Source organism: Cohnella fermenti, from assembly GCF_004801405.1.
Taxonomy (GTDB): Bacteria; Bacillota; Bacilli; order Paenibacillales; family Paenibacillaceae; genus Cohnella; species Cohnella fermenti.
Genome location: NZ_SSOB01000002.1, coordinates 99134 through 120221, shown reverse-complemented (window position 1 = coordinate 120221; position 21088 = coordinate 99134). Strand labels below are relative to the sequence as shown.

Here is a 21088-nt window from a genome sequence, read left to right as displayed (position 1 = left end):
CAATGGCTCCACGAATGTGATTTTTCGCATATAATCAGGCAAAGTGCCCGTTGTCGACCCGTGCCAATGTGAATTTTCGCATAAAATTCGATACATCTCGCAGAACCCTTCCCTGAATAAACGTTTCTCCTCCTCCTCTGCTTCGAGTTGTACTTCCAGCGGTAGGAGATGGGGCGGCTTGGGTGCTTGGCCGGTACCGTTTCGATTCGTCAACGGACAGGGGAGAGGGGGCGTGCCATCCGCTGTTCCGGAAAGGGTGTCTTATCCCTCCTGTTCAGGCCGGGAAATCCCAGTAATTAGGAGACTGATAAGAAGGGATAAGGCACCCTTTTGCCAGCAGGATAGAGACCCTAGCGCCGTGGTTGACAGAGGAATCCGGCCCGGGGGCAACGAATCATGTGTAGAACGGTATCCGGGCCTTGTGCAACGGAATCATCCATAGAACGGTCAGCGAGGAAGGAGGCGGCACGGATGATCATGAGGCTGAGGCTATTGGCATCAGCAATGCTGGCGATCCTGCTGGTTGCGCCGCTGGCAGGGTGCGGCTCGAATGCCGCGCCGACCGCTGCGTCGGAAGCGTCCCAGGCGACAGCGAATGCTGGATCGACGGAGTCCGCTCCGCCGACTCAACCCGCCCCGTCCCCCGATTCCGCCCCGCCATCCGCCTCGGTCTCCCCGTCCGAGCCGATTCGCAGAACGGTCGTCGAGAAGTACGAGCAGGACGGGAGGCTATATCTATCCGTCACCGGCCCGGCCAATTCCCTTGTGCAGGTCGCGATCCCAGACCGCGAGGTGTGGGAAGCGATCGAGACGGGCGGCATCGTTGCATTCGATAAGGATTGGAATGTGGTAGCGAGGTCGACGCGCTGATCAGCGAGCGCGACCGTCTGGCCGAGACTGACGCTTCTGTCACAATCGTGGCCTTCCGAGTCACAATCGTAGTAGCCGAGGTGCGGGAACCGGGGTAAGATGGAGGAATCGATACATCGAACGGGGAAAAAGGAGAACGGGCACCATGGACGACATGTCGAGGAAAAAGAAAGCGATTGCAGTATGGCTGTCGGTCGGAATCGCGGTTCTCGCGGCTATCTGGGTCGCGACTGCGATGTGGAAGGAGGGCGGCAGGGGGGCGTCCGCTCCCGGAACGCCGTCATCGGACCCATCCGCGTCTTCCGCATCGTCCGTGCCGCTCAGTTCCTCCGCGACCTCCGCGGCCTCCGCGTCCGATCCGTCCGGCAAGACGGCAACGGTCGATCCTGCCCTCGATCATCTTGTCATGGTGTTCCCTGCGGGCAATGTGCCGAAGGATCTGGGGCTGGTCAAGGACGAGATCAATCGCTACCTGAAGGATAAGATCCAGGCCACGCTGGACATCATTCCGATCAATCTGGGCGGCTGGTGGGACAAGACGGGGCTGATGTTCGCTTCGAACGAGCAGATCGACCTGATGTTCACCGCCGGCTGGATGAGGTACGGAGACGAGGTGGCGAAGGGGCGTTTCCTGCCGCTTGAGGACTTGCTGGACGAGTACGGGCAGGGGATCAAGAGCATTCTGAACCCGTCGATTCTCGAAGCGGGCAAGATCGATAACCACATCTACGGAATCGTGACCAACAAGGAGTTCGCTTCGAGCAAGGGGCTCGTGCTGCGCAAGGATCTTCTCGACAAGTACAACATCGACCTCGGCGGAATTCGGAAGCTGTCCGATCTGACCGAGGTGTTCGCCGTCATCAAGGCGAATGAGCCGGACGTTGCGCCGCTGCAGGCGAAGTCGGACCGCAGCCCGTTCATCTTCATGATGCAGAACGGCTTCTTCGACATGCTGGGGGAAGGGCCGGGGGCGCTGGAGCGCGAGGGGGATTCGACGACGGTCGTGAACATGATCGGCACGCCGGTCTACCGGGAATACGCCGAGCTGATGTACGAGTGGAACCGGGCGGGGTACTTCAATGCGGACGCGACGACGAGCCGGGACAGCGAATACGAGGCGGTGAAGGCGGGAGAGGCGTTCTCATACGCGGAATCGCTGAAGCCGGGCTTCGATCTGCAGGCGTCGCGCGACACGGGGGTCCGGATGGAGATGGTCGAGCTCACGAAGCCGTACACGACGACGGCCGATACGACAAGCGCGATGTTCGGCATCACGGAGAATTCGAAGCACCCGGAGAAGGCGATGATGCTGCTCAATCTGCTCTACACCGATCCGTACCTGCTCAATCTGCTGAACTGGGGCATCGAAGGCAAGCATTACGTGAAGGTCGCGGACGGCATCATCGCCTATCCGGACGGCGTGGACGCGAAGACGGTCGGCTACAACATCAACGAGCCGTGGATGTTCGGCAACCAGCTCAATTCCTACCTGTGGAGCAACGAGGACCCGCAACTGTGGGAGAAGTACCGCGAGTTCAACGAGCAAGCCGATAAATCGAAGGCTCTCGGATTTGTTTTCAACCCGGAGCGGGTGAAGAAGGAGATCGCGGCGTGCACCGCCGTCGACGACAAGTACGGGGCTGCGATCAACACCGGCGCGCTCGATCCGGACGTCGTCATTCCTCTGTACCTGAGCGAGCTGAAGGCGGCCGGGGCGGACCGCGTCATCGCGGAGAAGCAGCGGCAGCTTGACGAGTGGCTCGCGGAGAGGAGCGGTCCATGATGCGCATTCCGTTCGCGGCCGGAAGGGCCGAGAGGAAGCAACGGACGCCGCGGACGCTTCGGTCCCGGCTTATTCTCGGGTTCTGCCTCGTGACGATTCCGCTGCTCGTCGTAGTCCTGTCGAACAATCTGTACGCAACCCGCGTCGTGCACTCCCAGGTGGCGGAGTCCAACCAGAACCTGCTGACCGTGTACATGAACGACATGGACAAGGCGCTCGAGGAGATCGAGAACTATCTGTACAAGACGGCGGAGCAGGACCAGAACGTCAGCTCGCTCAGCCAATATCCGAAGGACGGCCTCGAATATTACCTCGCCGCGAACGAGACGGTGAACGACCTGTTCCTGAATCGGAACTATTATGGGGCGGCCGACGTGCTGTTCGCCTACAGCGCCGAGCATGGAGAGCTGTTCGTGGCGCCGCAGCAGGAGGTGGCGTACGAGCGCAAGCGCGCCATCCAGGAGAAGCTGAACGCCCTCATGATGGAGAAGCGGGACGACTCGCTGTTCTTCACCGGGTGGAACGTCGCGGAGATGGCGGACGGCGATTACGGGCTTGTGCGCGCGGTCGACACGGGAGCCAGGTCCATGGTCGGCGCCTGGGTCGATCTGAGCCGCTTGATGCAGCCGCTTAAGCTGCTCACCGACAACGGCGGCGGGGCGGCGCTGCTGGCGACCGACGAAGGGGCGACGCTCTCTCCCGTGGACGAGGGGCTGAAGGAGGATCTGGAGCGGCTTGCGCTGCGAAGCGCGGCGGAGCAAGGGGGAGCCGGCGCGGCGTACAACATCGTCAGGCTGGACCAGCGCTACCTTCTCGTCTCGAAGCATTCCGCTTCCGTGGGCCTCAATCTCATTCTCCTCCTCCCGGAGAAAAAAGTGCTCGAGGGTCTCCCCTACTTCCGGCTGTTGACATACTGGGTTCCGGCTCTGGCGGCGATCATGCTTGTTCTTTACCTGATTTTCCTGCAGCGGTGGATCGCCTCCCCGATCTCGCGGCTGATCCGGGGCATGCGGAGAATCCGCTCCGGCGATCTGACCGCCCGGCTCGAGGACAACAAGCTGGTCGAATTTATCGCGATCAACGAGACGTTCAACGGCATGGCGCAGCAGATCGAGCACTTGAAAATCGACATCTACGAGGAGCAGATCCGCACGCAGAAGGCGGAGCTGAAGCATCTGCAGGCGCAGATTCATCCGCACTTCTTCATGAATTCGCTCAACATCGTGTACCATCTGGCGCAGATTCGCAGCTTCGACATCATCCAGAGTCTGGCGATGCATCTGGTGCGCTACTTCCGCTACGCGACGAGAACGCAGGTGTCCTCGCTGACGATGAAGGAAGAGATGGATCACATTCAGGACTATCTGTCGATCCAGAAGTATCGCTTCCCGGAAGCGCTCGATTACGACATCCGCGTCGATCCCGGACTGGAGACGGTTGTCCTGCCTCCGCTGACGGTTCAGCCGCTCGTCGAGAACGCGATGGTGCACGGCTTCGCCTATCTCAGCGGAACGCCGTACCGGATCTCCATCCGGGTGTACGCGCCGCCCGGAGAGCCGAACGCGCCGATCCGCATCGAGGTGTCGGACAACGGCAAGGGCTTCGCCGCAGGCAAGGCGGAGGAGCTCGCCGAGATGGTGCACCGGATCGAACCGGGGGATCGCCACGTGGGCTTGTGGAACGTTGTTCGTCGCTGCCGGCTTTTCTACAAGGATAATGTCCGGATGCTCTTCGAGAACGGGGAGCCGAGGGGAGCCAAGGTAACGTTGATTGTGCCGGTCGCCGCGGCCGGGAAGGGGGAAGAGTCCGCATGATTCGAGTGCTCATCGTCGACGACGAGATTTATGCCGTGAAGGGGCTGGTGTCCGGCGTACGCTGGGAGGAAGCCGGGGTCGGGGCCGTGTTCGAGGCGTACCACGCGGCCATGGCGAAGGAGATTCTCCTTCGGGAAGAGATTGACGTGATGATCTGCGACATCGAGATGCCGGAGGCGAGCGGGCTCGAGCTGATGGAGTGGGCCGCGGAGCAATGCCTGCCGGTCGAGACGATCGTGCTGACGTGCCATTCCGAGTTCTCCTACGCGCAGAAGGCGCTGCAGCTCGGCGGGACCGACTACCTGCTCAAGCCGGTCGTCTACGCGGACCTGGAGCAGGTGCTGGCGAAGACGGTCCGGAAGGCGCAGGAGAAGCGCAAGGTGTCCGAGCTCGGCGATCTCTACCAGAAGTACGCGGAGCTGTGGAACAGCCGGAAGCCGCTCTTGATCGAGCGGTTCTGGGAGGACCTGCTCGAGCGCCGCATTCGGCCGGATCGGGAGGCGATTGCAGCGGCGCTGGCCGGCTGCGACATCGACGTCCGGGACATCGAGCGCGTCCGGCTTGTGCTCATCAGCCTGGAGCAGTGGGAGAAGCCGCTGAGCGAGCGCGAGGAAGAGATTATGGAATACGCCGTCCGCAAGGCGGCGGAGGAGATTCTGCTGGCGTCGCAGACCGGGCACGTCATTCGCGACCGCCGCGGGCATACGATTGCGATCGTTCCCGTGCCGGAGGGCGGCGCGGACGGAAGCGAGGAGGACCTCGCCCGGCTGTGCCGGACGTATCTTGACGCTTGCCGTCAATATTTCTATTGTCGGCTGTCCTGCTATGTCGGCGAGCCGACCGCGATCGAGGAAGCGATCGGCTCGTATCTCGCGCTGCAGAACGCGGAGTATCGGAACGTCAGCCGGATGAACGCGATTATCGAGCTGAAGGAAGAGCCGCTCGACGTCTCGTTCCCGTCCGCCGCCCAGCCGTCGATGCTGGAGCTGGCCGACCTGCTCGAGCAGGGGAAGCGGGAGGAGGCGCTGCGCGCGCTCGGAGAGAAGCTGCGCCAGGAGGAGCTGACGGTCGAGACGCTGACGGGAATGTACCATTCGCTGCTTCAGGTCGTATACTACGTGCTGCATCGCCGGGGCTTCTCCGCCGCGCTGCTGTACGGGGGCGAGGGATGGCCGGATGCGAGGCAGGCGGCGAAGTCGGTCGAGCGGTTCGAGAGCTGGGCGGAGCGGGTGCTGGAGACGGCGGACCGCTTGCTGGAATCCCACTCGTCGGCAAGCCCCGTCGTGCAGAAGGTGAAGGCGATCGTGACGGAGAGGCTGAGCGAGGAGCTGACCCGCGAGGATCTCGCGGCTGCCGTCTTCCTGAACCCGGCCTACCTGTCCCGCTTGTTCCGGAAGGAGACGGGGATGGTGCTGACCGAGTACATCCTGCAGGAGAAGATGCGCCGGGCGTCGGAGCTGCTCGCGACGACGGAGAGCAGCATCAGCGAGATTGCGGGCGGACTCGGCTACGGCAACTTCTCGTACTTCGCCCGGCAGTTCCGCAAGGTGTACGGCGAGACGCCCCACGATTACCGCAAGCTGCTGAAGCGGGCGAAGTAGGCTTGCAGGCACCTCCTCTCGCGGCGACAGTCCAGGCCGGACCCGGACCGTCGCCCGCACCGCCGCGCCATCGCGCCTCTCCCTGCACCTCTATCCTCCCTCCGAACCCTCCCGCCGAACGCCAGCGCTCTTCTTCTCTTCCCGGAAGCTTAGGCCTCTTCTCCCCTTGCCTCAGGAACCCTCCTCCTTCTCCTTCTTCTTCCTCCTCCTTCCTCCTCCCGGATCACGGCCTTATCCTGATCGAATGGGAGAAGAGACATAATGCCCGGAGAGGGGGATCGTGCCGGGAGAGAATTGGCGCCGGGAGAGGAAGGAGGCTGCAATTTATACGCGGAATAACCCCGGAGCAGCCCCGGAATAACTCCAATGACCACCTTTGCCGGAGGGTGGCCTTCATTGTTTTCAGAATTTGTTCAGCCCAAAATGGTACAACAATAGTAACGAACACCACTCCACTACCGTTGAAGGAGATAGAGATGGCTAAACTTATGGACAAGCTTTCCGGCAACGTCGGCGCTGGAGCCGAAGTCGAGATTACGATGAATGTTATCGGCGGCAAGTGGAAGGGAATCATTCTGTTCCACCTGGCGAAGGAAGAGACGAGGTTTAATCAATTGCGGCGCTTGATTCCGGGGATTACGCAGCGGATGCTGACGCTCCAGCTTCGCGAGCTGGAGAAGGACGGAATTGTCGAGAGGATCGTCTATCAAGAGGTTCCTCCTCGGGTGGGCTATAAGCTCAGCGAGCTGGGCTATTCGCTCATGCCCCTAATCCAGATGATGAGACAGTGGGGAGAGCTGTACAGCCGACGTTAAGAGAGGCGCCCGAGGCGCGCCTCTTCCGTCTTCAATCTCTCCGCCAATTGCGATACCATGCCTGTATCTCCGCGGACGGCTCGGTGCCGAATTCGCTGTCGGTCGCGGCGCACAGGCTCTTGTAATGCTGTTCGACCAAGCTTCTCTCTCCCAAGCGGGCATAGAGCTCCATGAGGGCGAGGTAAGCCTCCTCCGAATAAGGGAATCTCTGCAGGATGCGATTGTACCAGGCGGCCGCCATGATCGTGTCGCCTTTCTCCTCGTGCTTGGCCGCCAGCCGCTTGGCGTGATGGAACCACAGGCTGCTCAGCCGCTCGCGCTCCTGCTCCGCCCAGAGATACCCGCTGTCCTCCAGCAATTCTCCGCGATTGATGTTCATGATCTCTTCGTATTCTTCGACGGCGAGGGAGGCGATGTCGGTCTCGGTGCCGAGTCGTCGTTCCCACTCTTCGGCATCGGTCTCCAGCCCGCCTCTTGCGAGGGAGTAGCTGTTGCCCGAATTGACGATGCGCAGCGGGAGATTCGCAGCCTCCAGCGTTCTTCGCAATTGATAGATCGACGTGTACAACTGCGTATAGGCTTTCTTAGGGTCGGATTCCGGCCACAGAATATCGACAAGAACATCCTTGCGGGCCGGCTGGCCTTGGCGCAGCAGCAGGTAGGAGAACAGCTCCTGCGACTTGGCCGTTCTCCAGGACAGGGATTCGTCCGGTCCTGTCTCGACCTGAAGCCTGCCCAGGCAGCGGACCGTGCCTTTGCTCGGCGCTTCGGGCGGGCTCGCGGGGGCGCTCTGGATTCGCTCGGCCACTCTCTGCAGCGTAAGGGCGAGTCGCTCGGTCCGGCAAGGCTTCAGCACGTAGTCGAGCGCTTCCAGCTCGAACGCCTTGACGGCATATTCCTCGTAAGCGGTAACGAAGACGATCTGCGGGGACGGAGAGAGGTTCTGGAACCCAAGCGCCGCTTCGATGCCTCCGATCTCGGGCATCTCGATGTCCAGGAAGACGACGTCCGGCTTCGACAGGGCGGCCGCTTCCAACGCCTCCAGCGGGTTCTGGTAAGTCCCGACGATGTCGGTTCCTCCGATCTTGCGAAGTTGGTTCTCCAATCCTCTCAGCGCAAGGGATTCGTCATCGACCAAGATGGCGCGCACGTGTGTGTCCTCCTAACCGTTCTAGCATTCTGACGTTCTGTAAGAATTGCCTAACTTATCTATCGTATGGAAGGGCCGCCGATTATAGTCCTTTAAAGCCATTTGCGAAAAAAAACTCCATTCCGCCTCGGGAGGAATGGAGCCGATTCGTTCGTCGTCTTATTCGCGGGTGGGCAGCAGCTTGCGGTAGATGTTCAGCATTCGGTGAATATCGTCTTCGCTTAGCGAGCTGAACATCTTCTCCATCAGGGCGACCCTCTTGTCTTGGATGGAGGCGAGCGTGTGCTTGCCCAGGTCCGTAATCTCGAGCTTGACAACCCTGCGGTCGTTCGGGTCGTTGACGCGTTCGACGAGCTGCTGCTTGACGAGCTTGTCGGAGATGACGGTCATGCCGCCGGAAGTGACGCCCAGGATGTTCGAGAGATAAGAGCTCGGCCGAGCCCCTTCCGCCTGAAGGATGTCGAGCGCCTGAACCTGGCTGATGGACAGATCGCTCTCGATGTCCTTCGCCCATTCGTTGCGCCATGTTCGGTTGTGCTGCCGGATCAATCCGAACAGCTCCACGATATTGTCGTGTAAATTCACTGGACGTGCCTCCGCAGATCGTTAAGGTACCTCGATTGTAAGGTACCTTTAATTTTCCCACAATTCGCTCTGGAAGGCTAGTCTCTTGGGGCTGTGCGCGCGAACTTTCCTTGCGAAGACGGCCGCGCGCCGTCCGATCAAGGGGCGGTGACGCGAATGCTGCCGCTGTCGGTGCGCACCTTGATGACATCGCGGGTCCGATTCTGCGAGTCGGGCGAATGGATGGAGCCGGAATCGGAGCGAAGATCGTAGCTGCCGCCGAATTCGCTCGGCACCTCGACGCGCACGCTTCCGGAGTCGCTCTTGATGTCGGCGCTCGCGGTGTCGTCCTTGGTCAGCTTGATGCTGCCGGAGTCGCTCTTCAGCGTGGACGTTCCGTTCAGATGCTCCACTTTAATGCTGCCGGAATCGGAGGAGACGGAGAGGGTTGCCGCGACGTTCTCCGCATAGATGCTGCCGGAGTCGGACTCGAGCTTCAGCGTCTCGCCTTGGAAGCCGTACAGCTTGATGCTGCCGGAATCGGATTCGATATCTCCTTGCGCGGCCTGAGCGACCTGGGAGGACTCCGCAGCGCCTATCCGGATGGAGCCCGAGTCGGTGTCGACCTTGAATACCTGAAGCGCCTTGGCTGCTTCCGGAGACAGGGAGACGGTCACTTGCTGGGAGGAGCCGAAGTCGAAGTCGAAGGCGCCGAAGCTCCATCCTTCCTTCATGCTGATCTTCAGCGCCCCGTTCGACAACTGCGCTTGCTTGATCTGGTCGATGACCTTGCCCGGCGCCTTGCCGCTGATCCGGATGGCATTGGAGCCGTCTCCGCTCGGCTCGAAGGCGATGTTCAGGCTCTGGGAATCGGCGAGAATGCTGAGCTGCTTCAGTTCGTCCGCATCGAACGTCCAGGCGTGCTCGTACGTTTGTTTATCTTCCCCGAATTGGAAGTTGTAGAAGGCGGCTCCGCCCAGTCCGATCAGGATCAGCCCGAGGGCGATCGACAACCAGCGTTTCGTATTCATTGGTTATTCCCTTCCTCTCAACATGCGTAGATTCCACCTGCCGTAAGCGACGATGCATCTGAAGCCGAGCTTGGCGAGGGGGAGGAACAGCAGGAGCAGCAGAATGCCGACGCCGGCCACGGCGATGTGTGCGAACAGGCTGGCCGGATAGAAGGAGGAATCCCAGAACCATCCGAGCAGGCTGAGCGCCGGCGAGAGGACGGCCGCCGCCGCCGAGGCGCCCAACGACAGCAAGGCGGCGCCGAGAGAGGCGATGACCGGCAGCGCGATCATGTTCAGGAAGAGCAGCAGAATGCCGACGCCTGCCATCCGCACGTAATCCGGCCGGGAGCCGAAGGAAGGGCCCGTGCGGCCGAGCTCGCGCTGCAAGCGGGTGTGGCGCTCCTCCAGAATCCGATGTGCCTGGGAGCCCGGGTCGCCCAGCTCATGCAGGATATCGTCCTCGCTTCTTCCCTTCTGTAATTGATAAGCGATTCGGGAATCAAGCTCGCGCAGAAGAGCGTAACGTTCCGGTTCCGGAATGGAGCCCAGAAGATCGTTCAGCGAGTCGAGATAATCGTTCTTCTTCATGACTTCTCTCCGTTCGATTAGTAATGGGATCATAAGGTTAGTCTATAGGAAGAGGCGGCAAGCTCCAACCAACCGGGGAACGGTTTCGTACCCGACCTGAGTCGGGGAGGGGATTTTAAGAGCAGACACCCAATTTTTACAAAGTACATGATTTCGTCACAACTATGTGATACAATAGACACAAATAACGCTTACATGATAAGGAGTGTGGCGAACATGAGAACGTTTGACATGTTCAAGGCTACTAAATGGATAGCGGCAGTCATTATTGCGATCGGAGTCGTCTTGAGCGGTTGGCATATACGGGAATTCAGCGACGATAATCTTGGCCTGATGATCGGGATCGGATTCCTGATCGGCGGAATCGAAGTTCTGATGCTCGGGGCGTTCGCGTCCTTGATGCAGCGCAATACCGAGAAGAAGGCGCCGATCGTGGAACCGACGGCGGAGGAACCGGTTGTCTGAGAAGCGGAATGTCGGAAGGAAGGGCTGCTCCCATGCTCGCCGTTGAGGCTGGGGGGCGGCCCTTCTTGCGTGAGAACGGCATCCGCCGCGGCCGGACGGACAAGCCCTGCGGAAGGATTCGGGAACGGCGGCAACGGGGATGGATGCCGGGGGTTCTTTGGCCTGCGCAGGCGGACATGGACGGATACAGAGGCGGCCGAATCGATAGGACAGCGGCTGCGGAATCGATAGAATAGGGGGGCCGAAGCGGGCAAATGACGCTTTGCGACCAAGTTAAGTCGAATCCGTGAACAAATTATTGCGAAAAAAAGAACGTAATATGTCTCCTTTGTTAACAGTGCAGAAGATCACAGGTCTTTCTGGTATCTTAGAGTCGTCAAGCGCGATTGGGTTCGGAACGGCTCGCGCGATTCTGCTTCAACATAGCATCGCTGAGGAGATGAGTTACATTATGAAATCAAGGGGTTGGCGGCGGTTCGTTGCGGCGCTTCCGCTGCTTGCGATCGCGCTTCTGATGTCGGGCTGCAGCACGGATATGGGGGTTCTGGAACCTAAGGGCATCGTTGCCAAGGAACAGTTCGATCTTATCATGATTACGATCGTGCTGAGCATTATCATCACCGTGCCGGTCTTGAGCATGGCGTTCTACTTCGCCTGGAAGTACCGCGCATCGAATAAAGACAATGTGGAATACAAGCCGAATTGGTCGCACAGCACCAAGATCGAGAGCTGGATGTGGGGCGTTCCGATCCTCATCATCGTCGTTCTGGGCGTGATCACGGTTATTTATTCCTTCAAGCTGGAGCCTTCCAAGGCGCTGGCGGCGGAAGCGAAGGACGGAGTCAAGCCGGTTACGATCGAAGTTACGTCGCTGGACTGGAAGTGGCTCTTCACGTATCCGGAGGAGGGCATCGCTACGGTTAACTACGTTCGATTCCCGGAAGACGTTCCGGTCGAATTCAAGCTGACGTCCGACGCGCCGATGAATTCGTTCTGGATTCCGCAGCTCGGCGGCCAGATCTATACGATGTCCGGCATGGCGATGGAACTGAATCTCATGGCCAGCGAGGTCGGTCAGTACCAGGGCCGCGGAGCGAACTTCAGCGGAGAGCACTTCGGCAAGATGGAGTTCACGGCGGAAGCGACCTCCCAAGCGGACTTCGATAGCTGGGTGGCCGACATCAAGCAATCTTCGCCTGCGCTCACCGAACAGGGTTATGACGAGCTGGCTGAGCCAGGGGTTGTCGAGACGAACGACACATACTCCTCCTTCCCGGATGGCTTGTTCGATCGAATCGTGAGCAAGTACGGCTCCTCTCACAATCATAGCGCGGCTGCGGAAGGGGAATCCTCCTCAGAGGAGACTTCTTCCGAGGGCGGAACGAACAAGTAAACGAGGAATAGGATAAGGAGGATGTCTCGTGTGGGAAGATATTAAAGACTGGGCTTCCGATTTCTTTGTAACGGGCGACCCGCTTATTTACGGAGCGGACGTGGGGATCGTGCTCGCGTCTCTCTCCGTCCTGTTCGTGCTGACCTACTTCAAGAAGTGGGGCTGGTTCTGGCGCGAGTGGGTCACGACCGTTGACCACAAGAAGATCGGCATTATGTACATTATCGCGTCCTTGCTCATGCTGTTCCGCGGCGGGGTCGACGCCCTGCTGATGCGGACGCAGCTTGTGATGCCGGAGATGGAATTCCTGAAGCCGGAGCACTATAACGAGATCTTCACGACTCACGGGGTCATCATGATTCTGTTCATGGCGATGCCGCTGATGTTCGGCTTGTTCAATATCTCCGTGCCGTTGCAGATCGGTGCGCGCGACGTCGCGTTCCCTGTGCTTAACTCGCTCAGCTTCTGGCTGTTCTTCATGGGCGCGATGCTGTTCAATCTGTCGTTCGTTATCGGCGGCTCGCCGAACTCCGGCTGGCTCGCTTATCCTCCGCTGTCGGAGAAGATGTTTAACCCCGGCGTGGGGCAGGACTTCTATATCTGGGGCATCCAGATCTCCGGTATCGGCAGCTTGATGACGGGGATCAACTTCATCGTCACGATTCTCAAGATGCGCGCTCCGGGCATGAAGCTGATGAAGATGCCGATGTTCACCTGGTCGGTTCTGGGGAGTTGTTTGACAATTATCCTCGCGTTCCCGGTTCTGACCGTGACGCTGGCGCTGCTGTTCATCGACCGGTTCCTCGGGGCGCACTTCTTCACCCTGGACGGCGGCGGCAATCCGATGATGTACATCAACCTCATCTGGATGTGGGGCCACCCCGAAGTATATATCGTTGTTCTTCCGGCGTTTGGAATATTCTCCGATGTCGTCTCAACCTTCGCGAAGAAGAAGCTGTTCGGCTACAGTTCGATGGTGATCGCCATTATGAGCATAAGCGTGGTCTCTTTCTTAACCTGGGCTCACCACTTCTTCACGATGGGCTCCGGGGCCAGCGTCAACGCGTTCTTCGCGATATCGACGATGGTCATCGCGATTCCGACGGGGGTCAAGGTGTTTAACTGGCTCTTCACGATGTATAAGGGACGAATCTCGTTCCAAGCGCCGATGCTATGGACGATGGGCTTCATTCCTTGCTTCGTCGTCGGCGGCTTGACGGGCGTTATGCTGTCGGTCGCTCCGGCAGACTTCCAGTTCCATAACAGCTACTTCCTGATCGCGCACTTCCACCAGGTGCTGATCGGCGGCGTCGTGTTCGGTTACTTCGCGGGCTTCTACTATTGGTGGCCGAAGATGTTCGGCTTCAAGCTGGACGAGAAGCTCGGCAGGTGGGCGTTCTGGCTCTGGAATATCGGCTTCTACGTGTGCTTCATGCCGCAATACGTCGTCGGCCTCATGGGCATGACCCGTCGTTACAGCACGTACAGTTGGGACACCGGCTGGTTCGGCCTGAACCTCGTCTCGACGATCGGCGGCTTCATCATGGGCATCGGCTTCCTTGTCCAAGTGTGGCAGATTCTGTACAGCATCAAGAAGATGGACAAGGACACGACGGGCGACCCATGGGACGGCCGTACGCTCGAATGGTCGATCCAATCGCCGGCTCCGCTCTACAACTTCGCGACCGATCCGGTTGTGAAGGACGTCGACGACTGGTGGGAAGAGAAGCAGCGCATCAAGGCGGGCGGCAAGCCGACTCCGAAGCCGGCGCTGCAGCCGATTCACATGCCGAAGAACTCGGCGATGCCGATCATCAAGTCGACCTTCTGGTTCCTTGCCGGCTTCGGCTTCGTGTTCGACTGGATGTGGCTCGCGCTTCCGGCTATGGCTGGCGTCGCTATTACGATGCTGTTCTACTCCTTCCGTTACGATACGGATTATTATATCCCGGTCGATGAGATTAGGAAGACCGAGGCTGCTGCGGGGAGGGCTGTCTAATGGCTCATAATGCGAATCATGCAGTATCGCAAGGGCACGGCCATGATCACGATCACGGTCATGACGGGCATCATGACATGGAAGCTCTCCGGCAGATGGGCTTCTGGCTGTTCCTGATCACGGACTGTATCTTGTTCGGAACGTTGTTCGCAACGTATCTCGTGCTTCACAACAATACGGCGGGAGGCCCGACGGCCTCCGAGCTGTTCGAGATGCCGGGGGTTATCGCCGAGACGTTCATCCTGCTTACCTCTAGCTTCACGAGCGGTCTGGCCGTGCTCTGCATGCACAAAGGCAACAGAAAAGGCCTTATCGGATGGCTGATCGTGACGATTATTCTCGGCGCTTCGTTCGTAACGCTTGAAGTGACGGAGTTCCTGAAGATGATCGACGAAGGGGCGAAGATCTCGACCAGCGCCTTCCTCTCCAGCTTCTACACGCTGGTCGGAACGCACGGACTTCACGTCTCGGTCGGTCTGGTGTGGATGATTGCGCTGATTATCCAGTTGACTCGTCACGGCATCACGCCGGTAACCACCCGCAAGATCAACATCATCAGCTTGTACTGGCACTTCCTGGACGTCGTCTGGATCTTCGTGTTCACTATCGTTTACATGATGGGGGTGATGTAAGATGGCGCAACATCAAACTCATTCCCACGATTCGCACGGCGAACACGAGTCCCACGGCTCGCTGAAGTCCTATGTTCTCGGGTTTGTTCTGTCGCTTATTCTTACGGCCATTCCGCTGATCTTCGTTCTGAACGATATCGTGGAAGGAACGGCGGCCAATGTGATCCTGCTGGCAACGGCAGTGCTCCAATTCGTTGTCCAGTTGTTCTTCTTCATGCACTTGAGGGAAGAGAAGAAGCCTCGCTGGAACCTGATGGCTCTGATTCTCGGCTTGGTAATCGTGCTCGTTATCGTCCTAGGGTCCATCTGGATCATGGGCAACAACGAAGTATATCAATAGTTAAGTCTGCAACCGGGCCCGTCATCGGCTCGGCAGCACGAACAGGCGCCTTTCCGTCGCAAGCGGAAGGCGCCTGATCTGTTGTTTGGCCCCGGCGTCTCGCCCTCCTCCCGCCTGCACTCTATTCCCTCTGGGGGCATTAGGTCTCTTCTCCCTTTCGTTCAGGATAAGGGCATGATCGGCAAGCGGAGGTTCCTGATTCAAGGGGAGAAGAGGCATAAGGGATCAGAAGGGGGTTAGCGCCTTCTCTATAACCATAATATAGGAATCGACTTGCCGGCCCACTGACTCGCCAACATGTCGACCGCGCCGGCTGGTGCTAGGCCATTCGGCCTCCTGGCTCTACTCCCCTTCGTTCCACGGATTCAGGTGAACCATCACCTCGACGACGTCTTCGTCGCTCTCGATGACGCAGCGTTTGATCTCGCGGCTGATGTCGTGGCCTTGCTGAATCGTGTAATGGCTCGGGATGCCGACCCGGACGTCGACGATGATGTAGTGGCCGTGCTCGCGGGCGCGTACCCGGTCGATGCGCTTGATCGGCTCCAGCGCGAAGATGGCTTCCTCGTAGCGGGCGAGGCGTTCGGGAGGAATCGTCCGTTCCATCAGGATGTCGACCGCTTCCTTGCCCATCTCGATCGCCAGCTTCAGCACGAGAAGAGAGACGATGATCCCGGCGATCGGGTCGCCGTACGCGGACCAAGCCCAGTTCAGGTGCTCGCCGACAAGGGACAGGCCGATCCCGAGCACGGCGGCGAGCGAGGCGTAGACGTCCGCGAGGTGGTCGTAGGCGGTGGCGAGCACGCTCTTGCTCTTCTCCCTGCGGCCGATGCGAATCGTATAGACGTACAGGAGGAGCTTCCAGACGAGAGAGACGATCGCTGCGACCAAGGGGAGGGCGCTCTCGCTGACCGCAGGCTCCGTCAAGCTGAGGATGGAGTGATAGCCGATCCACAGCGCCGCTAGCGCCAGGACGACGGCGACGAACGCCGAGGCGACGACTTCGGCCTTGCCGTGGCCGTAGGGATGGTCGTCGTCCGCAGGCTTCTTGGACACCATGGAGGAGGTCAGCGCGGCCACGGTGGCGATGATGTCTCCGGCATTGTGAATGCCGTCCGCGATCAACACGGAGCTGCCGAAGGCGAGGCCGACTCCGATCTTGAGCAGGGTGAGGGCGATGTTGCTGATCAGGCTGATCCAGATGGCGGCGAGGCTTCTGGAAGGTTGGACTGGTTGGGCTGTGCTCAAGATGATGGCTCCTTCTAATAAAGTTTACCCGGTGCAAAAATAAATCAGGTCCTCAGCCGGCGGCTGAAGACCTGATCAAGGCAAAGATATTCCGCATGTCTCATCATGGGTGTTCGCCACCCTCCTTCGTCAAACGCGACTGTCGCTTTATTTTCGCACATGCTGTTGCAGTCCCTTCATTCTATCATAGATAAACGGGTGCGGCTACCGGGGCCTCGGGGGTTTGCTCCGATCTGCCCGGAAGAGTAAAATAGGGGAGTAAAGCAGGTTATTATCCGACGGTTGGAGGATTGATGGGTGTGACGCTTCCGCAGCTTCTCTCGCTGCTAGGCTCTCTTCTGGCAGGGTTGGCGGTTATTATAGTAAGGCTTAAGGCGGCCAATCGGCCGACATCGCTTCGCAAGATCATCGCCCCGCCTCTCGGGATGGCTACGGGCTTCCTCATGTTCGTCGTTCCGGATACGCGGATTCCGTGGCTCTGGGGGCTCGCCGCCTTCGTCGTCGGAGCGATCTTCTTCGCTTATCCGCTGATCGCGACGTCGAAGTTCGAGGTGAAGGACGGGCAGATCTTCCTGAAGAGGTCCAAAATCTTTATTGTGATCATCGTCGCGCTCTTGGCGGTAAGGGTCATTCTTCATGATGTGGTGGACGACTATGTGACGATCCCGCAGTCGGCGGGTGTGTTCTTCCTGCTGGCCTTCGGAATGCTGCTTCCATGGCGGCTTGCGATGTGGAAGGGGTATGCGGAGGTAGAACGGCGAATGGCGATGCCGGAGTTGGAGTCGGATCGGAGCGCCAGACAAGCATAAAAGGACTCCTGCGAGCGTAAACTTAATAAAAACCGAACGTTCGGAAGCAGATGCGGCAAGAGGTCGGATTTGCTTCTTTTTTTGTCGAAATATGACCCAAAACTAACGCGATAGGGAACATTAACGTAATAAATAACCGTAAAATTGTTAATTATACGTAATAAATATTGACATAAAAGAAAGGCGGGCATATGATATCTACTAATACCAATCCTCACCGTGCGCACGGATCGGGGTATCGGAAACCCGCGTGAAAGGAGGAAAGGCTTCTCTCCTCCCTATCCGAGCAAAGAGGAGCCGCTCCGAATGGAATTATGGAACGCCATTACGTCCAAATCTCCTTCGCCATCCCATTTCTACGACGAGATGTTCGATGGCAACTCCGTACGCCCTCACTACGCGAAGGTCCAATCCATCCTGTCGCGGTTAAGCTTCGAGGAGCGTGCGGCCCGGCAGAGTACGATGAATCGCCGATTGCTCGAAGAAGGCATTACGTTCACCCTTGCCCAATCCGAGCAGCCGGACGCGCTTGAGCGCACGATCCCGTTCGATTTTGTCCCCCGGATCATCCCGAGCGAGGAATGGGACACGATCGAGCAGGGGGTGAGCCAACGCGTACGAGCTTTGAATCTCTTCCTTCAAGACGTTTATCATGAGCAGAACATCTTCAAGGACGGCCTTATTCCCCGGCGGATGATCATGGGCAACCGTTACTTCCGGACCGAGATGATGAGATTGTCCGTGCCCGGGGGCGTCTACGTGAACGCTTCGGGAATCGATCTGATTCGCGACGATCATGGCAAATACTTCGTTCTCGAAGACAATCTGCGTTCTCCGTCGGGCTTCTCTTACATCTATAAGAGCCGTTCGATCATGACCCACGACTTCCCCGAGCTGTACTTCTCGCATTCAGTGCGTGGAATCGATCATTCGCTCAGCGCTTTCCGGGCTGCCCTGCGCAACCTGGCTCCCGGAGACAAGGCCGATCCCGTGATCGCCTTGCTGACGCCGGGCAGCTTCAATTCCGCCTACTTCGAGCATACCTTCCTCGCCCAGCAGATGGGTCTCGAGCTCGTCGAAGGACGGGACCTCGTCTGCCGGGACAACAAGATCTACATTCGCGGCTTAAGCGGACTGAAGAAGGTCGATGTCATCTACCGCAGGATCGACGACGACTATCTGGACCCGTTGGCGTTCCGCCCCGACTCGATGCTTGGGGTCGCGGGACTGATGAACGCGTACCGGTTCGGCAACGTCGCGATTGCGAATGCTCCGGGAACGGGAGTGGCCGACGACAAGGCGATCTATTCGTTCGTGCCGGATATGATCCGCTACTACCTGAACGAGTCGCCGATTCTCTCGAACGTGCCTACTTATCTGATGAGCCGTCCGGAAGAGCGCGAATACGTGCTGGAGAGACTCGATCAGATGGTGGTGAAGGAGACGTCTCTGTCCGGCGGCTACGGGATGCTGATCGGGCCTTCGTCGACCGAGCAGGAGAGAATGCGGTTCGCCGAGAAGATCCGGGAGAACCCGGACAACTATATCGCGCAGCCGACCATTCAGTTGTCGACGGCGCCGATCTGCCTGGACGGCCGAATGAGCTCAAGGCATATCGATCTTCGCGTGTTCGCGCTGATGAACGGGCGCAACGTGCACGTCCTTCCGGGCGGCCTGACGCGGGTCGCGATGAAGGAAGGCTCGCTTGTCGTCAACTCGTCGCAGGGCGGCGGCTGCAAGGACACGTGGGTATTGACGAGATAAAGGAGGGAGAGCCATGCTGGATCGGGCTGCGGAGTCCCTGTTCTGGATTGGCCGATATACGGAGCGGGCGGAGAATCATGCAAGATTGATCGACGTGTATTATCATATTCGCGAGGATTCGATCGGACCCGACGAAGGGGTATGGCGCAGAATCTCGGGAGCGATCGGCGATAGCTCCGCATACCTTGAGCGCTACGGCGAATTCAACGAACGCAGCGCGCTGCAATTCCTCCTCTTGGACACCGAGCAGACGAACTCCCTGCTCACCTGCGTCATCCAGGCGCGGGATAATCTGAAGAAGATTCGCGAGCAGCTTCCCTCGGAGCTGTGGAATCTGTTCAACAGCTTCTACCTGTGGCTGCGCCAGATGACGATCGGGGAAGTTCTCGCCGAGCCCCATCGGTTCTTCGAGAGGGTCAAGGAAGGGCTTGCCGCCTTCCAGGGCACGCTCGTCTCCATCGCCATGAGGGACGAATCGTGGTGCATGCTGGAGAGCGGACGTTATCTGGAACGCTCCGAGAATATTGTGCGCCTGCTCGATTCCGTCTGCCAGACCGTGGAGGAGAAGGGACAATCCTCGTACTCTTACCTGCTGGCGGTGCTGAAGTCGGTCGGCGGCTACGAGGCGTACCGGCGCCTTGGCATCGACGAGCTGAGCATGGAAGAGGTGGCGTCGTTCCTGCTGCTGCAGGAGACGTTCCCGCGCTCCGCCCACTTCGCGCTCGCTTCCTTCGAATCGAACATGAAGGCGATGCGCTCGAAGTCCGATCGTTCGGGGAGCTCGCTCGAGAAGATCATTCGCCAGGCGAGCAAGGCCCGCTCGGAGCTGAGCTGGCTGGAGCGCCAGGACATTACGTTCAGCTCGCTGGGAAGCGTGCTTCAGCAACTGCTGGCGACGAACAACCTGCTGGGCGAATCGATGGCGAAGACCTTTTTCTTTCCCCACGGGAGGGAGGTCATCGCGTGAGATTGGAGATCAGCCACGTTACGAGATACTATTACGCGGACCCGGTGACGGACAGTGTCAATGAGCTCCGGCTCGCCCCGAGGACCGACGAACGCCAAGCCTGCTACCAGCACCAGCTTACAATCGAGCCGAACGTCTCGCTTATGTCCTACGAGGACTACTTCGGCAACCGCGTCTATTCGTTCACGGCGAACGACCCGCACCGCGAGCTCGTGATCACGTCGCGCTCGACGGTCGTCACTCGGGACTCGGAGATGAAGAAGGGGCTCGAGGGAGACCCTGTCGCTTCGTGGAACAAGGTGAAGAGCGAGGAATTCATCAATGCGAACGCGGAGTACTTGCTCCCGACCGTATACGCGTCCTTCCACCCGAGCGTGGTCAACTTCGCGCTGAGCATCGAAGGGGAAGAAGGCGGGGTGTTCGCGTTCGTGAAGAGCGCCTGCGAACGGATCTTCAACGACTTCGAGTACAAGCCGCTCTCGACCGGAGTGCATACGACTTCGGACGAGCTTATCGGCCTCGGCGCGGGCGTGTGCCAGGACTTCGCGCACCTGCTGCTGTCCGTCTGCCGGATCAAGGGGGTGGCGGCGCGCTACGTCAGCGGCTACCACTTCGTCGGCGACCTGCAGGGCCGGGATGCCGACTTCGAGCAGGCATCGCACGCGTGGGTGGAGGTGTACGTCCCCGGCATGGGCTGGCAGGGCTTCGATCCGACGAACAACGGGCTCGTCGATTGGCGCTACGTTAAGCTCGCCCACGGGCGAGACTATCTGGACATCGTCCCGGTGAAGGGCGTCTATCGCGGCACCGGCGTGCAGACGCTGAGCGTCCATGTGGACGTCCAGCGGGTGACGGGGTAGGCAGGGCAGGCTCGGCCGGTGAGGCGCATGGAGCCGATGAGGCCGATGGAACGGCTGAAGCTGCTGGAGCCGATCAAGCCGTCGATGCCGCAGAATGCCGGGATATATGTGAAAAATCACATTGGCGCGGCCCCATAACGGGCAGTTTGAACGATTCTATGCGAAAAACCACATTCATGAGGGCTGTTCCACGCGGAACGGCCCTTATTTATGCGAAAAACCGCATAAAATGCCTCGATTCATTGGGAATCGAGGCTGCTGAATGTGAAAAACCACATAAAATCGCGCAGGTCGCCGGGCTCGCGGGGGGGAGAACGACTCGGCAGGGGATCGAACGACCCGCAGGGGCGCAGGCTGGACTCGACTGGCCCCGCACGGGGCTCGCCGGGCTCGAGCAGCCGGAGGAACCGACG

19 protein-coding genes are annotated in these 21088 nt (G+C 59.2%); 14 read left to right on the top strand and 5 right to left on the bottom strand.

Features of this window, described 5'->3' with window-relative positions:
* The first annotated feature begins 471 nt into the window (after positions 1 to 471).
* The 5 genes from E6C55_RS02150 to E6C55_RS02130 all read left to right on the top strand — a co-directional run bounded on the left by E6C55_RS02150 (position 472) and on the right by E6C55_RS02130 (position 6883).
* Positions 472 to 870, top strand: a complete 399-nt coding sequence (locus E6C55_RS02150; RefSeq protein ID WP_136368131.1) for a hypothetical protein — start codon at positions 472 to 474, stop codon at positions 868 to 870.
* 145 nt (positions 871 to 1015) lie between these two features.
* Complete coding sequence (locus E6C55_RS02145; protein WP_136368130.1) at positions 1016 to 2653, top strand: ABC transporter substrate-binding protein; 1638 nt, start codon at positions 1016 to 1018, stop codon at positions 2651 to 2653.
* Positions 2650 to 4467: a sensor histidine kinase gene (locus tag E6C55_RS02140; RefSeq protein ID WP_136368129.1), complete on the top strand. Its 1818-nt coding sequence runs from the start codon at positions 2650 to 2652 to the stop codon at positions 4465 to 4467. The genes E6C55_RS02145 and E6C55_RS02140 overlap by 4 nt, the downstream gene beginning before the upstream one ends.
* Positions 4464 to 6068, top strand: a complete 1605-nt coding sequence (locus E6C55_RS02135) for a helix-turn-helix domain-containing protein (protein WP_136368128.1) — start codon at positions 4464 to 4466, stop codon at positions 6066 to 6068. Before E6C55_RS02140 ends, E6C55_RS02135 begins: the two co-directional genes overlap by 4 nt.
* Before the next feature lie 476 nt (positions 6069 to 6544).
* The gene (locus E6C55_RS02130; RefSeq protein WP_330999586.1) at positions 6545 to 6883 is read left to right on the top strand and encodes a winged helix-turn-helix transcriptional regulator; all 339 of its coding nucleotides are present in this window, start codon (positions 6545 to 6547) and stop codon (positions 6881 to 6883) included.
* 31 nt (positions 6884 to 6914) lie between these two features.
* On the opposite strand, the gene E6C55_RS02125 is transcribed toward E6C55_RS02130, so the two are convergent.
* The 4 genes from E6C55_RS02125 to E6C55_RS02110 form a co-directional block, all read right to left on the bottom strand.
* Positions 6915 to 8033: a response regulator gene (locus E6C55_RS02125; RefSeq protein WP_136368127.1), complete on the bottom strand. Its 1119-nt coding sequence runs from the start codon at positions 8031 to 8033 to the stop codon at positions 6915 to 6917.
* A 159-nt stretch (positions 8034 to 8192) separates the two neighbouring features.
* Positions 8193 to 8618, bottom strand: coding sequence for a MarR family winged helix-turn-helix transcriptional regulator (locus E6C55_RS02120; protein WP_136368126.1), 426 nt, complete (start codon positions 8616 to 8618; stop codon positions 8193 to 8195).
* Positions 8619 to 8755: 137 nt separating this feature from the next.
* A complete protein-coding gene (locus tag E6C55_RS02115; protein ID WP_230986479.1) occupies positions 8756 to 9628 on the bottom strand; it encodes a DUF4097 family beta strand repeat-containing protein in 873 nt (290 codons plus the stop codon).
* Between the two features lie 3 nt (positions 9629 to 9631).
* On the bottom strand, positions 9632 to 10198 hold the full coding sequence (locus tag E6C55_RS02110) for a DUF1700 domain-containing protein (protein ID WP_168735406.1): 567 nt from the start codon (positions 10196 to 10198) through the stop codon (positions 9632 to 9634).
* 216 nt (positions 10199 to 10414) lie between these two features.
* Between E6C55_RS02110 and E6C55_RS02105 the strand changes: the two genes are divergently transcribed.
* From E6C55_RS02105 to cyoD, 5 genes are all read left to right on the top strand, one after another.
* The gene (locus tag E6C55_RS02105; protein ID WP_211093505.1) at positions 10415 to 10663 is read left to right on the top strand and encodes a hypothetical protein; all 249 of its coding nucleotides are present in this window, start codon (positions 10415 to 10417) and stop codon (positions 10661 to 10663) included.
* Between the two features lie 451 nt (positions 10664 to 11114).
* Positions 11115 to 12056, top strand: a complete 942-nt coding sequence (gene cyoA / locus E6C55_RS02100) for a ubiquinol oxidase subunit II (RefSeq protein WP_136368124.1) — start codon at positions 11115 to 11117, stop codon at positions 12054 to 12056.
* A 28-nt stretch (positions 12057 to 12084) separates the two neighbouring features.
* A complete protein-coding gene (locus E6C55_RS02095) occupies positions 12085 to 14055 on the top strand; it encodes a cbb3-type cytochrome c oxidase subunit I (protein ID WP_136368123.1) in 1971 nt (656 codons plus the stop codon).
* Entirely contained in the window at positions 14055 to 14687 is a 633-nt protein-coding gene (cyoC, locus tag E6C55_RS02090) for a cytochrome o ubiquinol oxidase subunit III (RefSeq protein WP_136368122.1), read from the top strand. Before E6C55_RS02095 ends, cyoC begins: the two co-directional genes overlap by 1 nt.
* Before the next feature lies 1 nt (position 14688).
* Positions 14689 to 15027: a cytochrome o ubiquinol oxidase subunit IV gene (gene cyoD, locus E6C55_RS02085; protein ID WP_136368121.1), complete on the top strand. Its 339-nt coding sequence runs from the start codon at positions 14689 to 14691 to the stop codon at positions 15025 to 15027.
* A gap of 342 nt (positions 15028 to 15369) precedes the next feature.
* On the opposite strand, the gene E6C55_RS02080 is transcribed toward cyoD, so the two are convergent.
* Positions 15370 to 16275, bottom strand: a complete 906-nt coding sequence (locus E6C55_RS02080) for a cation diffusion facilitator family transporter (RefSeq protein WP_136368120.1) — start codon at positions 16273 to 16275, stop codon at positions 15370 to 15372.
* Between the two features lie 293 nt (positions 16276 to 16568).
* Between E6C55_RS02080 and E6C55_RS02075 the strand changes: the two genes are divergently transcribed.
* From E6C55_RS02075 to E6C55_RS02060, 4 genes are all read left to right on the top strand, one after another.
* Entirely contained in the window at positions 16569 to 17084 is a 516-nt protein-coding gene (locus E6C55_RS02075) for a CcdC family protein (RefSeq protein WP_136368119.1), read from the top strand.
* Positions 17085 to 17390: 306 nt separating this feature from the next.
* Positions 17391 to 18848 carry a circularly permuted type 2 ATP-grasp protein gene (locus tag E6C55_RS02070; protein ID WP_136368118.1) on the top strand — a complete coding sequence of 486 codons (1458 nt, stop codon included), beginning with the start codon at positions 17391 to 17393 and terminating at the stop codon, positions 18846 to 18848.
* Positions 18849 to 18861: 13 nt separating this feature from the next.
* On the top strand, positions 18862 to 19815 hold the full coding sequence (locus tag E6C55_RS02065; RefSeq protein ID WP_136368117.1) for an alpha-E domain-containing protein: 954 nt from the start codon (positions 18862 to 18864) through the stop codon (positions 19813 to 19815).
* The gene (locus E6C55_RS02060; RefSeq protein ID WP_136368116.1) at positions 19812 to 20675 is read left to right on the top strand and encodes a transglutaminase family protein; all 864 of its coding nucleotides are present in this window, start codon (positions 19812 to 19814) and stop codon (positions 20673 to 20675) included. The genes E6C55_RS02065 and E6C55_RS02060 overlap by 4 nt, the downstream gene beginning before the upstream one ends.
* Positions 20676 to 21088 lie beyond the last annotated feature (413 nt).

What these genes read in the sequence shown, in the direction of transcription:
- cyoA (WP_136368124.1), top strand. Translation starts at nt 11,115, where the DNA reads ATGAAATCAAGGGGTTGGCGGCGGTTCGTTGCGGCGCTTCCGCTGCTT.
- cyoC (WP_136368122.1), top strand. Translation starts at nt 14,055, where the DNA reads ATGGCTCATAATGCGAATCATGCAGTATCGCAAGGGCACGGCCATGAT.
- E6C55_RS02145 (WP_136368130.1), top strand. Translation starts at nt 1,016, where the DNA reads ATGGACGACATGTCGAGGAAAAAGAAAGCGATTGCAGTATGGCTGTCG.
- E6C55_RS02105 (WP_211093505.1), top strand. Translation starts at nt 10,415, where the DNA reads ATGAGAACGTTTGACATGTTCAAGGCTACTAAATGGATAGCGGCAGTC.
- E6C55_RS02140 (WP_136368129.1), top strand. Translation starts at nt 2,650, where the DNA reads ATGATGCGCATTCCGTTCGCGGCCGGAAGGGCCGAGAGGAAGCAACGG.
- E6C55_RS02135 (WP_136368128.1), top strand. Translation starts at nt 4,464, where the DNA reads ATGATTCGAGTGCTCATCGTCGACGACGAGATTTATGCCGTGAAGGGG.
- E6C55_RS02065 (WP_136368117.1), top strand. Translation starts at nt 18,862, where the DNA reads ATGCTGGATCGGGCTGCGGAGTCCCTGTTCTGGATTGGCCGATATACG.
- E6C55_RS02110 (WP_168735406.1), bottom strand. Translation starts at nt 10,198, where the DNA reads ATGAAGAAGAACGATTATCTCGACTCGCTGAACGATCTTCTGGGCTCC.
- E6C55_RS02150 (WP_136368131.1), top strand. Translation starts at nt 472, where the DNA reads ATGATCATGAGGCTGAGGCTATTGGCATCAGCAATGCTGGCGATCCTG.
- E6C55_RS02130 (WP_330999586.1), top strand. Translation starts at nt 6,545, where the DNA reads ATGGCTAAACTTATGGACAAGCTTTCCGGCAACGTCGGCGCTGGAGCC.
- E6C55_RS02115 (WP_230986479.1), bottom strand. Translation starts at nt 9,628, where the DNA reads ATGAATACGAAACGCTGGTTGTCGATCGCCCTCGGGCTGATCCTGATC.
- E6C55_RS02070 (WP_136368118.1), top strand. Translation starts at nt 17,391, where the DNA reads ATGGAATTATGGAACGCCATTACGTCCAAATCTCCTTCGCCATCCCAT.
- cyoD (WP_136368121.1), top strand. Translation starts at nt 14,689, where the DNA reads ATGGCGCAACATCAAACTCATTCCCACGATTCGCACGGCGAACACGAG.
- E6C55_RS02075 (WP_136368119.1), top strand. Translation starts at nt 16,569, where the DNA reads ATGGGTGTGACGCTTCCGCAGCTTCTCTCGCTGCTAGGCTCTCTTCTG.